At 65.8% G+C, this 13300-nt stretch carries 12 protein-coding genes; 5 read left to right on the top strand and 7 right to left on the bottom strand.

The window, feature by feature from the left end:
* The first annotated feature begins 81 nt into the window (after nucleotides 1-81).
* Nucleotides 82-1470 (top strand): L-cystine transporter, encoded by a 1389-nt coding sequence (locus ACFOMH_RS02970; RefSeq protein ID WP_377742526.1) that lies wholly within the window; start codon nucleotides 82-84, stop codon nucleotides 1468-1470.
* A gap of 75 nt (nucleotides 1471-1545) precedes the next feature.
* Here the strand turns inward: ACFOMH_RS02970 and ACFOMH_RS02975 are convergent, their stop codons facing one another.
* From ACFOMH_RS02975 to ACFOMH_RS03000, 6 genes are read right to left on the bottom strand one after another with little or no spacing between them, the layout of a single operon-like run.
* Nucleotides 1546-1944, bottom strand: coding sequence for a RidA family protein (locus ACFOMH_RS02975; protein ID WP_377742528.1), 399 nt, complete (start codon nucleotides 1942-1944; stop codon nucleotides 1546-1548).
* 31 nt (nucleotides 1945-1975) lie between these two features.
* Entirely contained in the window at nucleotides 1976-3031 is a 1056-nt protein-coding gene (locus ACFOMH_RS02980) for a D-TA family PLP-dependent enzyme (protein ID WP_377742530.1), read from the bottom strand.
* Complete coding sequence (locus ACFOMH_RS02985) at nucleotides 3028-4497, bottom strand: M81 family metallopeptidase (RefSeq protein WP_377742532.1); 1470 nt, start codon at nucleotides 4495-4497, stop codon at nucleotides 3028-3030. Before ACFOMH_RS02985 ends, ACFOMH_RS02980 begins: the two co-directional genes overlap by 4 nt.
* Nucleotides 4498-4554: 57 nt before the next feature.
* A complete protein-coding gene (locus ACFOMH_RS02990; RefSeq protein WP_377742534.1) occupies nucleotides 4555-5595 on the bottom strand; it encodes a TRAP transporter substrate-binding protein in 1041 nt (346 codons plus the stop codon).
* Nucleotides 5596-5624: 29 nt separating this feature from the next.
* Entirely contained in the window at nucleotides 5625-6908 is a 1284-nt protein-coding gene (locus tag ACFOMH_RS02995) for a TRAP transporter large permease (RefSeq protein ID WP_377742536.1), read from the bottom strand.
* Nucleotides 6905-7411, bottom strand: coding sequence for a TRAP transporter small permease (locus ACFOMH_RS03000; protein ID WP_377742538.1), 507 nt, complete (start codon nucleotides 7409-7411; stop codon nucleotides 6905-6907). Before ACFOMH_RS03000 ends, ACFOMH_RS02995 begins: the two co-directional genes overlap by 4 nt.
* Nucleotides 7412-7599: 188 nt before the next feature.
* Here ACFOMH_RS03000 and ACFOMH_RS03005 point away from each other — a divergent pair, with 188 nt between their 5' ends.
* The 4 genes from ACFOMH_RS03005 (at nucleotide 7600) to ACFOMH_RS03020 (ending at nucleotide 11361) form a co-directional block, all read left to right on the top strand.
* A complete protein-coding gene (locus ACFOMH_RS03005; protein ID WP_377742540.1) occupies nucleotides 7600-8535 on the top strand; it encodes a MurR/RpiR family transcriptional regulator in 936 nt (311 codons plus the stop codon).
* Nucleotides 8536-8680: 145 nt separating this feature from the next.
* A complete protein-coding gene (locus ACFOMH_RS03010) occupies nucleotides 8681-9721 on the top strand; it encodes a Dyp-type peroxidase (protein ID WP_377742541.1) in 1041 nt (346 codons plus the stop codon).
* 1 nt (nucleotide 9722) lies between these two features.
* On the top strand, nucleotides 9723-10520 hold the full coding sequence (locus ACFOMH_RS03015; protein ID WP_374422303.1) for a family 1 encapsulin nanocompartment shell protein: 798 nt from the start codon (nucleotides 9723-9725) through the stop codon (nucleotides 10518-10520).
* 166 nt (nucleotides 10521-10686) lie between these two features.
* Complete coding sequence (locus ACFOMH_RS03020; RefSeq protein ID WP_374422306.1) at nucleotides 10687-11361, top strand: Crp/Fnr family transcriptional regulator; 675 nt, start codon at nucleotides 10687-10689, stop codon at nucleotides 11359-11361.
* Here the strand turns inward: ACFOMH_RS03020 and ACFOMH_RS03025 are convergent.
* Nucleotides 11358-13292 carry a nitric oxide reductase activation protein NorD gene (locus tag ACFOMH_RS03025; protein ID WP_377742543.1) on the bottom strand — a complete coding sequence of 645 codons (1935 nt, stop codon included), beginning with the start codon at nucleotides 13290-13292 and terminating at the stop codon, nucleotides 11358-11360. The genes ACFOMH_RS03020 and ACFOMH_RS03025 overlap by 4 nt on opposite strands.
* Nucleotides 13293-13300: the final 8 nt, after the last annotated feature.

Consider the following 13300-nt stretch of genomic DNA (forward strand, 5'->3'; position numbering starts at 1 on the left):
GTCCTTATTCGCCCGAATGTTCTTAAAATCGGGCGCGGAAAGGACTAGGATTCAAGCAAGAATTCCTGTCGGAGAACCGCGATGACCGCCGTCGCCATCAACCTTATCCTCTTTGCTGTCCTGCTTTACGGCGTGTTTCGTCTGCAAGGGCAGAACCTTTCGCTTTCGGTCCGGGTGCTGATCGCATTGGTGCTGGGCACGCTGTTCGGGATCGCCCTGCAACTGATCTATGGCCATGATTCGACCGTCGTGCAGACGACGATCAACTGGACCAATATCGTCGGCAACGGCTATGTGCAGCTGTTGCAGATGATCGTCATGCCGCTTGTTTTCGTGGCGATCCTGAATGCGGTGTCGAAACTGCATGACGCCTCGGCGCTGGGCAAGATTTCGGTGCTGGTGCTGGGCACGCTGCTTTTGACCACCGCCATCGCGGCGGCGGTCGGCGTGGTGATGTCGCTGAGCTTTGGCCTGACCGCCGAGGGGCTGGTGCAGGGTGCGGCCGAAACCGCGCGGCTGACCACGCTGGAAAGCACCTATGCGCCGCGCGTGGCCGACCTGACCGTGCCGCAGCTGATCCTGTCCTTTATCCCCAAGAACCCCTTTGCCGAACTGACCGGGGCCAATCCGACCTCGATCATCGCGGTGGTGGTGTTCGCGGCGCTTCTGGGCGTGGCGGCGATCCGGCTGGTGCGCCGCGACGCCGAAAAGGGCGGGCAGCTGCTGTCGCTGATCGACCTGATGCAATCGTGGATCACCCAGCTGGTGCGGCTGATCATGGCGCTGACGCCGTATGGCGTGCTGGCCTTGATGACCAAGGTGGCGGCGACCTCGAACGCGGCCGATATCGTCAATCTGGGCAAGTTCGTCATCGCCTCATATGTCGGGCTGGCGATCATGTTCGGGGTTCACGCGCTGCTTCTGGCGATGACCGGGGTGAACCCGCTCACCTTCTTCCGCAAGGCGCTGCCGGCGCTTAGCTTTGCCTTTTCCAGCCGTTCCAGCGCCGCGACCATTCCGCTGAACGTGGAAACCCAGACCCGCCGCCTGGGCGTGCCGTCGACCATCGCGTCGTTTTCGGCATCCTTCGGTGCGACCATCGGGCAGAACGGCTGTGCGGGGCTTTACCCGGCCATGCTTGCGGTGATGGTGGCGCCGACGGTGGGGATCAACCCGCTGGATCCGACCTGGCTTTTGACGCTGGTCGCGATTGTCACGCTGTCCTCGGCCGGGGTGGCGGGGGTCGGTGGCGGGGCCACGATGGCGGCGCTGATCGTGTTGCCTGCCATGGGTCTGCCGGTGACGCTGGTGGCGCTGCTGATCTCGATCGAGCCGCTGATCGATATGGGCCGCACGGCGCTGAACGTGTCGGGGTCGATGACGGCGGGGACCGTGACCTCGCAAATTCTGGGCCAGACGGATCGCGAGCGCCTGCAAAGCCGCGACGAGGTCGAGCTGCAAAGCGCCTGATCGCCCCCGCATCCGATGCGATGACGCAACCCCCGGCCCGTCTGGACCGGGGGTTTTCCTTTGCTTTGGCCGCGATCAGGCCGCGACCGGCTTCCAGGCGAGAACGTCGATTTCGACCTTGGCATCGATCATCAGCCGCGACTGCACGGTCGAGCGCGCCGGCGGATGGTCGATGAAATGGCGTTCGAACACCGCGTTGAAGGACGAGAAATCGCGCGGATCGTCCAGCCAGCAATTGACCTTGACCACATCTTCCAGCCCGCAACCGGCCAGCGCCAGCACCGCCTTGATATTGGCGATGACCTGTTCGGTCTGGGCGACAATGCCGCCGGCGACGACCTCGCCCGCGACCGTCGGCACCTGGCCCGAGACATGGACGTAATCGCCCGCCCGCACCGCCTTGGCAAAGGGGCGGCGCTGGCCGCCCGCCTGCGGATCGGCAACGTCATAGCGGATCAGTTTGGGTTCAGACATGCGAAAGCCCTTTTCCTGCGGATGTGATGGATCACCAGACGCGGCCGCGTGCGGCGACCGGGGCGGTGGCTTCGTGCCGGTCGCCGCGGATCAATTCGACCCGGTCCAGCATGTTCGAGACGACGCAGGCATGGTTCGGCACGATCCGCACCCGGTCGCCCACGCGCAGGCCGATGACCTCGGCGCGCAGGGTGCCGTGTTCCTCGGACAGGGATTCGATGGCGATGTCTGGCCGTTCCAGCACATGGCCATAGCCCGACAGCCCCAACAGATCCGAGGTCAGCACCTTGGACCCCGCGTCGATGATCGCGCGGTCGGATGCCGGAACCGACACCACCGTGGCCAGCACCGTCAGCGCGCAATCCTTCCAGCCGCAGGTGCCGCGCACGACCAGCGAGCGGTCGTTATAGATATAGGTGCCGGCCCGGTATTCGGTCGCGCACGGCACCTCTTGCGCCTGCCACATGCCGGGCGTGCCGCCGGTCGAGACGGTATCGACGCGCAGGCCCCGCGCCGCACAGGCCGCCACCGCCCGCGCCAGCCAGTCCTGCACCGCCGCCTCGCGTCCGGCGGGGGGATAGGTCATCAGCCCGGCAAAGCGCAGCCCCGGCAGATCGTTCAGCCTTTGGGCCAGCCGCGCCGCCGCCTCGGGCGAGGTGACGCCGCAGCGCCCGGCGCCGGTATCGCATTCGACCAGCACATCCAGCGCCATCCGCCCCGAGCCAAAGGCATCCGACAGCCCCTCTGCCACCACCTCGTTGTCGCAAACCACCGTCAGCCGGACCCGCGTCGCCAGCGCCCGCAGCCGCGCCAGCTTGGCCGCGCCCAGCACGTTATAGGTCAAGAGCACGTCGCTGATCCCGCCTTCGGCCAGCATGGCCTCGGCCTCGGATATCTTTTGGCAGGTGATGCCGATGGCGCCGGCGGCGATCTGACGCCGGGCCAGCCGGGGCAGTTTATGGGTCTTGATATGCGGGCGCAGGCGGATGCCGTGCTGTTCGCAATGGGTTTGAAAACGGTCGATATTCGCCTCGGCGATGTCCAGATCGACCAGAACGGCGGGGGTGTCGATTTCGGGAAACATCATGCGTTTTCCTGTGTCTGGTGGGGGGTGTCGACAATGGGCCAGATCGGGCGGGAAAGCCGCCGATAGGCGTTGCGGCGCGGATCGCTTGGATAGGGGCCATCGACGGCGGCATACAGGATCCGGGTGGCGATGCGGGCGAATGCACCGTGGAAATGGTTGGTCGATTTCACCACCAATGCCTGCTTTACGTCAATCTCGACGCCAAGATTGGTAAACAGATCGGGCGAGAACGCCTGTGCCCGGTTCGAGTTCAGCACCACCTCGATCCCCGCCGTTTCGATCACCGCGCAATCGCCCAGCGGCACGACCGAGCTGCCAAAGCTTTGCACCGCGTCGCGTTTGACCCGGCGCACGGTCACGCGCGCATCGACCGGATCGCCCGCCGCGTCCGAGGTCTTGCCGCCAAAGCGCAGCTGCAATTGCGCGCCTTCGCCCGCCGCATGGCACAGCCGCACCGCCATCGGGTCCCAGATGGTGCCAAAGGCGATGTCGCGCAGCCCCATGCAAAGCGCCTCGCGCAGGATGATGGTCGAATCGCCTGCGACACCGCCGCCGGGATTGTCCCAGACATCGGCGATCACCACCGGCCCGCGCGGCGCCCGCGCCGCCTGTTCCAGCGCGTCCCGCGCGGTCAGGAAATCGGGCCGGGCGCGGCCCCGGAACGAAAACAGCTCCATCCCCAGATCGCCGGCCAGCCGGTCGCCCTCGGCGCGCCGGCCATCGGTGATGACGATCATCTTGGCGCCCAGATCGGGGGAATCGCCGGCCATGAAACCATGGATCGCCGAGACCGACAGCACCGCGCCGTCCCGTTCCAGCGCCATCATCCGGTCGACAAAGCCGCGCATCGGATCAAGGCTGGTCGGCAGCACATCGATCATCCGCACATCGAAAACCGAAATCTCGGGCGCAATCTCGCCCCGCGCCGCGCGCAGGGTCAGATCGACACAGGCCTCGGCGGTTTCGACGAAATCGGTATGGGGAAATTCCTTGAAAACGGTGATGATATCGGCGTTTTCATAGCGCGCTGCGCCAAGATGGCTGTGCGGGTCAAAGGTCACGCCGATCTTTGCGACCGGCCCGACGATGCCGCGCACCGCCGCGATCAGCTGGCCTTCGCAATCGACGCAATTATCGGCGATCATCGCCCCGTGCAGGCCCAGCACCACCGCATCGACCGGCAGGGCGGCCCGCAATTGCTCCAGCACCTCGTCGCGCAGCCGGTTCCAGGTGGGGGCGTTGACGATGCCGCCCGGCTCGGCCCAGGTGGCGGTGCCCTCGATCAGGGTGATTTCGCCGGCGCGGGCGCGCGCGCGCAGCACCGGAAAGACGGCGCTGCACAAGGTGGGCGTTTCCGGGTGCTGGCCGGGCGGGGCATAAAAGCTTTGCCGGAAATCGGTGAAATCCGCCCGCAGCGGGGAAAACGTGTTGCATTCCGTCGCGACGGAGGCACAAAAAACGCGCATTTCGGGTTCCTGTTCTGGGCTGACCGGCGGCTGTTGCGCCGCCGGCCGGCATGACGGCTAGTCCAGATAGACAGCCTGATTGGCGGCCCCGACCTCGGTCTTCATCAGGTCCAGCAACTCGACCGCCTTGGCGTCCAGATTTTCGCGGATATGGCCTTCAAAGGCGGGTTGGGCGACATCGGCCATGGCCTTGCGCTGTGCATCGGTCAGGGCGGTGATTTCCATCCTGTCCATCAGCCCGGCCAGACCGCGGTCCGACGCCTCGATCACCCGGCTGACGCCGCGGCTGGCCATGACGCAGTTTTCGGCCGCGTGATGCAGGACGCCGCGTTCGGCATCGCTGAGCCCCTCGTAAAAGGCGCGGTTGATCATCAGCGTATAGGGCGAAAACAGGTGATTGGTCAGGGTCAGGTATTTCTGCACCTCGAAGAAATTGGCGAAGGTGACGGTCGGGACCGGGTTCATCTGGCCGTCGATGACGCCGGTTTGCAGGCCCGAATACACCTCGCCCCAGGCCAGCGGATAGGCCTCGGCGCCCAGCGATTGCATGATCTTTTGATGCGAGGGCAGGGTCATGGTGCGGATGCGCACGCCGTCGAAATCCGCCAGTTCGGCGATCGGGTGCTTTGAATTGGTGACCGCGAAAAAGCCGCCCGTGTCGGGAAAGCCCAGCACCACCACATCACCCAGCTGCGCCTCGATATCGCGGGCCAGCGCCGCGCCAAAAGGACCGTCATAGACCGCATAGGTCGACGAGATATCGGCAAAGGCAAAGGGCAGGTTCAGCACGTCGATGCGCGGATAATAGCTGGCCAGCGCGCCGGTCGAGGTCAGCGTGGCCTGAAGGATGCCGTCGCGGACCTGCTGGACATGTTCGGCCGCCGTGCCCAGCTGGTTCGAGCCAAAGACCTCGACCGTGACGCTGCCATTGGTGCCGGCGGCAAGGCTGTTGGCAAAGACGGCGGTACAGGCATGGGCGGGGTTTTCGAACGGATCGGCCTTGTTGTCATGGCCGAACTTGATGACGCCGCCATCGGCCATGGCCGCATTGGCCATAAGCAGCGTCGCCAGCGCGATGCCCGTGGTCAGGTGTTTCATGGTTTCCTCCCTGTGATGGTTCTTGATTGTCAGGCAAATCCCAGAAGGCGCGGCAGCCACAGCGCCGCGTCCTCCCAGAAGGCAAAGGCGAAGAGCACGCAGATTTCCGCGATCAGGAACGGGAACAGCTTGATCGAGATGCGTTCCAGCCGTTCCCCGGTGACCGAGGACAGCACGAAAAGGCATGCCCCGACCGGCGGCGTCATCAACGAGATGTTCAGCGCCAGCACGAAGATGATGCCGGCATGGATCGGTTCCAGCCCGACCTGTTCGGTCAAAGGCACCAGCACCGGCGCCAGGATGATCAGGATCGCGGTGATGTCCATGACCATGCCCACCGCCAGCAAAAGCCCGATGATGATTGCGATGACCATATAGCGGTTGTCCGACAGGCCCAGCACCGCCTCGGCGATCATCTGGGGGATGCGCTCGAAGCTCATCCACCAGCCAAGGATGCCGGCAAAGGCGATGATGACAAAGATCACCCCGGTGATGCGCGCGGTGCGCACCAGCATGCCGTAAAACCCCCTCAGCGTCAGCGTGCGATAGACGAAGGTGCCGATGAACAGCGCATAGGCCACGGCGAGCGACGCGGCCTCGGTCGGGGTGACGATGCCGCCCAGAATGCCGCCCAGAATGATCACCGGCATGGCCAGCGCCGTCAGCGACGACAGGAAGGTCCGCCAGACCTCGCCCAGGGTGGCGCCGCGCCGGGCCTTGGGCAGGTTCTCGCGATTGCCGCCGATGGCGATGACGCCCATGCAGACGACACAGATCACCAGCCCCGGCAGCACGCCCGCCGCGAAAAGCCCCGCGATCGACACCCCCATCAGCGAGCCATAGACCACCATCAGCCCCGAGGGCGGGATCGTCGGCCCGATGATCGAGCCGGCGGCGGTGACCGCACAGGCGTAATCGCGGCGATAACCTTCGGCGACCATGGCGGGGACCAGCGTGCGGCCAAAGGCGGCGGCATCGGCGGTGGCCGATCCGGTCAGCCCGGCAAAGAACACCGAGGCCAGCATGTTCGTATGCGCCAGCCCGCCGCGAAACCGCCCCACCAGCACCTGCGCCAGCTTGACCAGCCGGGCGGTGATGCCGGTATCGTTCATCACCTCGCCCGCGAGGATAAAGAACGGCATGGCCAGAAACGGAAAGATGTTCAGCCCGTTAAAGATCTTGGACGGACCCACGGCCAGAAACTGCGCGCCGCCCATGTCGATCAGCCCGATCACCCCGGCCAGTCCGATGGCAAAGCCGATGGGCATGCCAAAGGCGATCAAAAGCACGAATGCACAAAGGACAAGGATCATGCCGTCCCCTCCTCATGGCGGGGTTCGCTGTGCTGGCCCATGTCGCGCATCAGCACCAGAGCGATCTGCACCGAGGCGATGGCGGCCGCGACCGGGATCGCGGCATAAAAGGGCCGCAGGCTGGCGCCAAGGATCATCGCCTGCCGGCTGGCGCCGCCATTGGCAAAGCCGATGCCGTACCAAAGAACGTAAAGAAACAGCGCCAGCACCAGCAGATCGACCACGATCAGCACCGCCCGGCGCAGGGCTGTGGGCAGCATGTCGATCAGCGCGGTCAGGCCGATATGTTCGCGCCGCGCGATGCCGCTGGACACCGCCAGCATTGCCGCCCAGATCATCAGATAGCGGGCCATTTCCTCGGGCCAGGGCAATTGCCAGCCCAGAAAATAGCGGTCCGCGACGCCCAGCCAGACATCCAGAACCAGCGCCAGCATCAGGAATGCGACCATGGCCTCGACCGCGGCATTGATGCGCGCGCTGGCCTTTTCCGCCCAGGATTTCACGGCTTCCTCCCTCGAATCGCGAAATGTAACGGAGGTACATTTATGTTGCGACTTGGCGGTCGATCAACATGAATTTGTTACTAAGGTACAAAAATATCCCGAAACCGGGGTTTGCGGGCATGGATTTCATGCATAAATCCGGGTTCATGTAATTCTGGTACATGTCCGGCGCGGAAAAGGGGTGGCTCATGGCAAGAAAGGCCGAAACGGCCGGGACGCGTGGCGCATTGCCGGTCCGGGGGCGGTCGGGGGTGGCGGATCTGATTCCGGTGCTGCGCGATCACGACGGCAAATTCGCCGCCCGCGAACAGAAGGTGGCGAATTTCGTCAAGGAAAACCTTGAGGCCGTGCCCGCCATGACCATCGCCCGCGTGGCCCAAGGCGCGGATGTCAGCACGCCGACGGTGATCCGTTTCTGTCGTACGCTGGGCTGCGAGGGGTTTCGCGAATTCAAGCTGCGGCTGGCGCAGAATCTGGCCGTCAGCCGGCAATATCTGCATCCCGATCACACCGATGCCGCGACCCCGGCCGAGGCGCCGCTGGAACGGGTGCTGGATGCCATGTACGCGACCACCGCCGCCCTGCGCCAACAGCTGGATCCGCAGATGCTGATACAGGCGGGACAGCGGATCGCCGGCTGTCAGCGGCTGGTCGCGGCGGGGATCGGGGGCGGGGCCTCGATGCTGGCGGATGAGGCGGCGAACCGCTTTTTTCGGCTGGGCATCGCTGCCGCCAGCGCCAGCGACAGCTATCTGTTGCAGATGCGCGCCGCCACGCTGGGGCCGCAGGATGTGCTGTTGCTGTTTTCCTCCAGCGGCGAGGCGGATGCCACCGTCGCCGCCGCCCGCGTGGCGCGCGGATATGGCGCCGAAACGATCTGTTTCACCCGTGCGGGATCGCGGCTGGCGCGGGCCTGTTCGCTGCCTTTTGGCGTGATCCTTCCCGAAGATCCCGACATCTTCAAACCGACCGCCTCGCGCTATGCCTATCTGGCGGCGCTGGATGCGCTGGCGCTGACGGTGGCGCGCGAACGCCCGGACCAGACGCGCGAGAACCTGCGCCGCATCCGCGCCTCGTTGACGGCCTATCACGGCCATACCGATCCGCAGCCGCTGGGGGATTAGGCGCGCCCGCGACCGCGCACCGGCCCGTGCCCGCCCTTCCTCGGGACGAATCCCGCCGAAACCGTGGCGTGGCAAAGTTGCGGCTTCCGGTGCCGGAAAAAATCGGTTTACCTGAGCCGGAAAACGCCAGCCAGGAAAGCTCGCCATGCCCCCGGATGCCAGCCAGCCCGTCGACGCCCCGCTCAGCCGCAGCGCGATTTTCATCACCCTGACGGTGAACTGTGGGGGGGATGCGCTGGACGCCCTGCGCGGGCTTTGCGCCGACCTGCCGTCGCTGGTCAAGGCGGTCTCGTTCCGCAGCCCGCCGGCGGGCCTGTCCTGCATCATGGGATTGGGCGCCGATCTGTGGCAGCGGCTGGACATGGGCGCCACGCCCGCCGGGCTGCATCCGTTCCGCGCCATTCAGGGCGTGCATGCGGCGCCCTCGACGCCGGGGGACGTGCTTTTCCATATCCGCGCCTCAAGCCTTGATTTCTGCTTTGAGCTGGCGACGCGGCTGATGCAGCGGCTGGGCGGCGCGGTCTCGGTTCAGGACGAAACCCACGGCTTCAAGTTCTTTGACAATCGCGACCTCTTGGGCTTTGTCGATGGCACGGAAAATCCGGTCGGGCTGGATCTGGACGCGGCCGTGTTCATCGGTGACGAGGATCCGGGCTTTGCCGGCGGCAGCTATGTGATCGTCCAGAAATACCTGCACGACCTCGCGGCATGGGAGGCGATCCCGACCGAACAACAGGAACGCATCATCGGCCGCCACAAGCTGTCGGATGTCGAATTTCCCGACAAGGACAAGGCCAGCTATGCCCATAACGTGCTGACCAATATCGAGGATGCCAGCGGGCAGGCGCTGGAAATCCTGCGCGACAACATGCCCTTCGGCAGCGCCGCGCGCGGGGAATTCGGCACCTATTTCATCGGCTATGCTCGCGAACCGGGCCGCATCGAAACCATGCTGGACAACATGTTTCTGGGCGATCCGCCGGGCAATTACGACCGGCTTCTGGATGTCAGCCGCGCGGTCACGGGCTGCCTGTTCTTTATCCCCGACGCCGATATGCTGGACCGGATCGGCGCCGGTCAGCCCGCGCTTGACGCCGAAACGGATGCGGGGGGCGAGGCGGACGGCGCCCCCGCGGGCCGCACCGATGGCTCGCTTGGCCTTGGAACCTTGAAACAGGGGAACTGACATGGACAATCTTTACCGCAGCCTGGCCCCGATCAGCGCGGATGCCTGGGACCAGATCGAGGACGAGGCGCGCCGCACGCTCAAGCGGTATCTGGGCGCGCGCCGCGTGGTCGACCTGCACGGCCCCGAAGGTTATGCGCTGTCGGCCGTGGGCACCGGCCATGTGACATCCGCGCCGGCCCTGGCCGAGGGCGTCGAATGCGCCCGGCGCGAGGTCAGCCAGCTGGTCGAGCTTCGCGTGCCCTTTCAGTTGTCGCGCAGCGCCATCGACGACGTGGCGCGCGGCTCGAACGATTCCGACTGGCAACCGCTGAAGGATGCGGCGCGCAAGATCGCGCTGGCCGAGGACCGGCTGGTGTTCACGGGTTATGGCGATGCCGGGATCCGGGGCATCCTGCCCGAATCCAGCAATCAGGCCGTCAAGCTGCCGGCGGCGGTGGCCGATTACCCGCAGGCCGTCGCCCGCGCCATCAGCGAATTGCGGCTGGCGGGCGTCAACGGTCCCTATGCGCTGGTCCTTGGCACCGCGGCCTTTACCAAGGCCAGCGGCGGCGCCGATGACGGCTATCCGGTGCTCAAGCATCTTGAGCGGCTGGCCGATGGCGGCGTGGTGTGGAGCCAGGCGCTGGACGGCGGCGCGGTGGTGTCGACCCGGGGCGGGGATTTCGACCTGTGGCTGGGTCAGGATATCTCGATCGGCTATCTGGGCCATGATGCGCAGACGGTCACGCTTTACCTGCAAGAGACGCTGACCTTTCAGATGCAGACCGCCGAGGCCGTGGTCCCGATCGAGGTCTGAACAAGGCCGCGCGCATGCCCCGCGTGCCGGCATCCCGCGCCCCTGTCCGGTGCGGACGGTCCGCGTCGCTGCGCCGCGACTGGCGCGGGCGAAGCGCCCTTTCCCTTGGCCGCGTGTCGTGCGACAGTGGCCATCGGATATCTTTAGCCCGGAGCCCGAGGATCCCATGAAGTCGTCCCTGCCAGAGGCGGTCAAGAAATCCGTCTTGCTCAACAGCTTGAACGACGACATGCGCGACCGCCTGCTCAGGGACGCCATCCGGCGCAGCTATGCCGAGGGTGAGACGATCTTTTTGCAGGGCGATCCCGCCAAGGCCGTGTTCATCGTGCTGAGCGGGTTCATCAAGCTGTCGCGGATGACGCCCAGCGGGACCGAGGCCGTGGTCGCGATCATGGGCCGCAACCGCAGCTTTGCCGAGGCGATGGTGCTGCGCGGCACGCCCTATCCGGTTTCGGCCGAGGCGATTTCGGATTGCACCACCCTTCAGATCGACGGCACCCGGCTGCGTCAGCTTTTGCTGGAAAACCCGGAATTCGCCATCGGGCTGCTGGCGTCGACCTTTATTCACCTGCAAGGGCTGGTCGATCAGATCGAAAAGCTCAAGGCTCATACCGGCGTGCAGCGCGTGGCACAGTTTCTGGCCGATCTGACGGCGCAGGAAACCGGCCCCTGCGAGGTGCGCCTGCCCTATAACAAGCGGCTGATCGCGGGCAATCTGGGCATGCAGCCCGAAAGCCTGTCGCGGGCCTTTGCGCGGCTGCGCGAACATGGCGTCAAGGTCGATTCCAGCAAGGCGCTGATCGACGATATCGCCCAGCTGCGGCTGCTGGCACAGGATTAACCGCCGACCAGCTGGCGATAGATCGCGGGCAGGGCCGTCAACAGGTGGTCCGGCTGCGGGATCAGGGAAAACCCACCCTGTCCGAAAATCCGGGGAAACCAGCTTTTCGCGTCCCGGTCCACGGTGATGCCATGCACGGCCTGGCCCATCATGCGGGCCTCGCGCACGGCGCGGGCGCTGTCCTCGATGCCGTGGCGGCCCTCGTAATGGTCCAGATCGTTGGGCTTGCCATCGGTGATGACCAGCAAAAGCCGCCGGTGGCTGGCCTGCGCGGCAAGCCCCGCCGAGGCATGGCGGATGCCCGCGCCCAGCCGGGTATAGAAGCGCGGGCGCAGGGCGGCGATCCGGCATTCGACCGCGCCGCTCATGGGTTCGTCAAAGCCTTTGCAGGTGCTGATGAACACGCGGTCGCGTTTGAGCGACGAAAACGTGTTGATGGCAAAGCTGTCGCCACAGGCGTCCAGCCCCCATGCCAGCGCGGTCAACGCCTCGCGTTCGGTGTCGATCACCGCGCGGCCCGTCACCGCGCTTTCCGTCGAGCGCGACACATCCAGCAGGATCGACACCGCCAGATTGCGCGCCAGAGGCCGCGACTGACGCCAGATGCGGTCGCTGCCCTGACCGGTGGCGATCAGGTCGGCGGCGGCGCGCACGGTCAGATCGCTGTCCAGCTCATCGCCGTCGCGGTGGCCGGTGGTGGTGATGCGGCCGGGGCGCAGGGCCTCGAACTGGCGGCGGACGGCGCGGATGCGGCGCTGTGCGGTCGGGTCGCGGATCAGTTCGGCATCCGCATCCTCGGGGGCACGGTTTTCCAGCACGCGCACATGGTCGGGCAGGTAGCGACCGCGCCGCGCATCCCATTCGGGATAGGTATGGATGCCGGCGACCGCCTCAAGATCCGCATCCTCGGGCGCAAGATCGAGATGCAGCCGCAGACGCGTTGCGGGCGCCTTTGAAATCTGGCCAAGGCCCAGTTCTTCCTGATCCTCTGCCGCCTTCTTCGCGTCGTCCTGATCATCATCATCGACATGCCGGTTGAGGTTCATGAGATTGGCCCAGCTGAGCAGGGCCTCGAATTTGTGCAGGATCAGGCTGTCGCGGCGGTTGGGCTGATCCGATTTGCGCCGCTGGGCGCGGAACATGCGCTGGTTGTCATATTCGGCGGCAATGCCGTCGGCCTGTTCGGCCGAGCTTTCGGCATCGGTGGTGCGGGCGGCGGCGAAATCGGGCCAAAGCGCGACCGGCCGCATCGGCTGATAGCCGCGCGGCGCCCGGACATCGAGCGTATCATCGGGCGCGTCCAGCATCGCCAGCCATTGCTGCGACAGGGGCGAAAGCGGCGCGGGATCGCCAAGGATATGACGGATCACTGCCTCGACATTGGCCTCGGCCGGGGGCAGGCCGGTCGTGGGGCGCAGGTTCAGGATCAGCCCGGCAAGGCCGCGATAAAGCCCCGAAAGCCCTGGCGCATCCTCAAGCGTGGCCTGAACCGCGCGGCGCGCGGCGCCGATCCGGGCCAGATCGCGGGCCAGCGGGTCGTCATGGGGCGCGGGGCGGTATTCATGGGCCGCGCAGGCCGCAAGCCACAGATAAAGCGCCCCGTTCGCCTGTCGGGTCGGCAGGACCGACAGCCGCTCGGGCAGGCGCAGCACCTCGCCGTCGAAACTGGCCGAGGGCACGGTTTCGGCGGCGGTGCCGAGCTTGCGCCGCCAGCTGATGCGATGATGCGATGTCTGGACGGCGGCGGGCCTGATCTCGATGGTGGGCGCGCCGCCAAGGCCGCGAAACAGCACCGCGATGCGGCCCGCAACCTCGGTCAGGGCGACCGCCTGATCGGTGAAATCCTCGGGCGCGTCAAAGCCGCTGGCCCAGACATGCCAAAGCTTGCCAACGGTTTCCTCGGGTTCCCATGGTTCCAGATCAAGCCCCATCGCGCCCC

Source organism: Paracoccus mangrovi, assembly GCF_042648425.1.
GTDB classification, from domain to species: domain Bacteria; phylum Pseudomonadota; class Alphaproteobacteria; order Rhodobacterales; family Rhodobacteraceae; genus Paracoccus; species Paracoccus mangrovi.

Excerpts from the sequence above, each read along its gene's own strand:
- ACFOMH_RS02990 (WP_377742534.1), bottom strand. The coding sequence starts at position 5,595 with ATGAAACACCTGACCACGGGCATCGCGCTGGCGACGCTGCTTATGGCC.
- ACFOMH_RS03025 (WP_377742543.1), bottom strand. The coding sequence starts at position 13,292 with ATGGGGCTTGATCTGGAACCATGGGAACCCGAGGAAACCGTTGGCAAG.
- ACFOMH_RS03010 (WP_377742541.1), top strand. The coding sequence starts at position 8,681 with ATGCCCCCGGATGCCAGCCAGCCCGTCGACGCCCCGCTCAGCCGCAGC.
- ACFOMH_RS02980 (WP_377742530.1), bottom strand. The coding sequence starts at position 3,031 with ATGATGTTTCCCGAAATCGACACCCCCGCCGTTCTGGTCGATCTGGAC.
- ACFOMH_RS02975 (WP_377742528.1), bottom strand. The coding sequence starts at position 1,944 with ATGTCTGAACCCAAACTGATCCGCTATGACGTTGCCGATCCGCAGGCG.
- ACFOMH_RS02985 (WP_377742532.1), bottom strand. The coding sequence starts at position 4,497 with ATGCGCGTTTTTTGTGCCTCCGTCGCGACGGAATGCAACACGTTTTCC.
- ACFOMH_RS02995 (WP_377742536.1), bottom strand. The coding sequence starts at position 6,908 with ATGATCCTTGTCCTTTGTGCATTCGTGCTTTTGATCGCCTTTGGCATG.
- ACFOMH_RS03015 (WP_374422303.1), top strand. The coding sequence starts at position 9,723 with ATGGACAATCTTTACCGCAGCCTGGCCCCGATCAGCGCGGATGCCTGG.
- ACFOMH_RS03020 (WP_374422306.1), top strand. The coding sequence starts at position 10,687 with ATGAAGTCGTCCCTGCCAGAGGCGGTCAAGAAATCCGTCTTGCTCAAC.
- ACFOMH_RS03005 (WP_377742540.1), top strand. The coding sequence starts at position 7,600 with ATGGCAAGAAAGGCCGAAACGGCCGGGACGCGTGGCGCATTGCCGGTC.
- ACFOMH_RS02970 (WP_377742526.1), top strand. The coding sequence starts at position 82 with ATGACCGCCGTCGCCATCAACCTTATCCTCTTTGCTGTCCTGCTTTAC.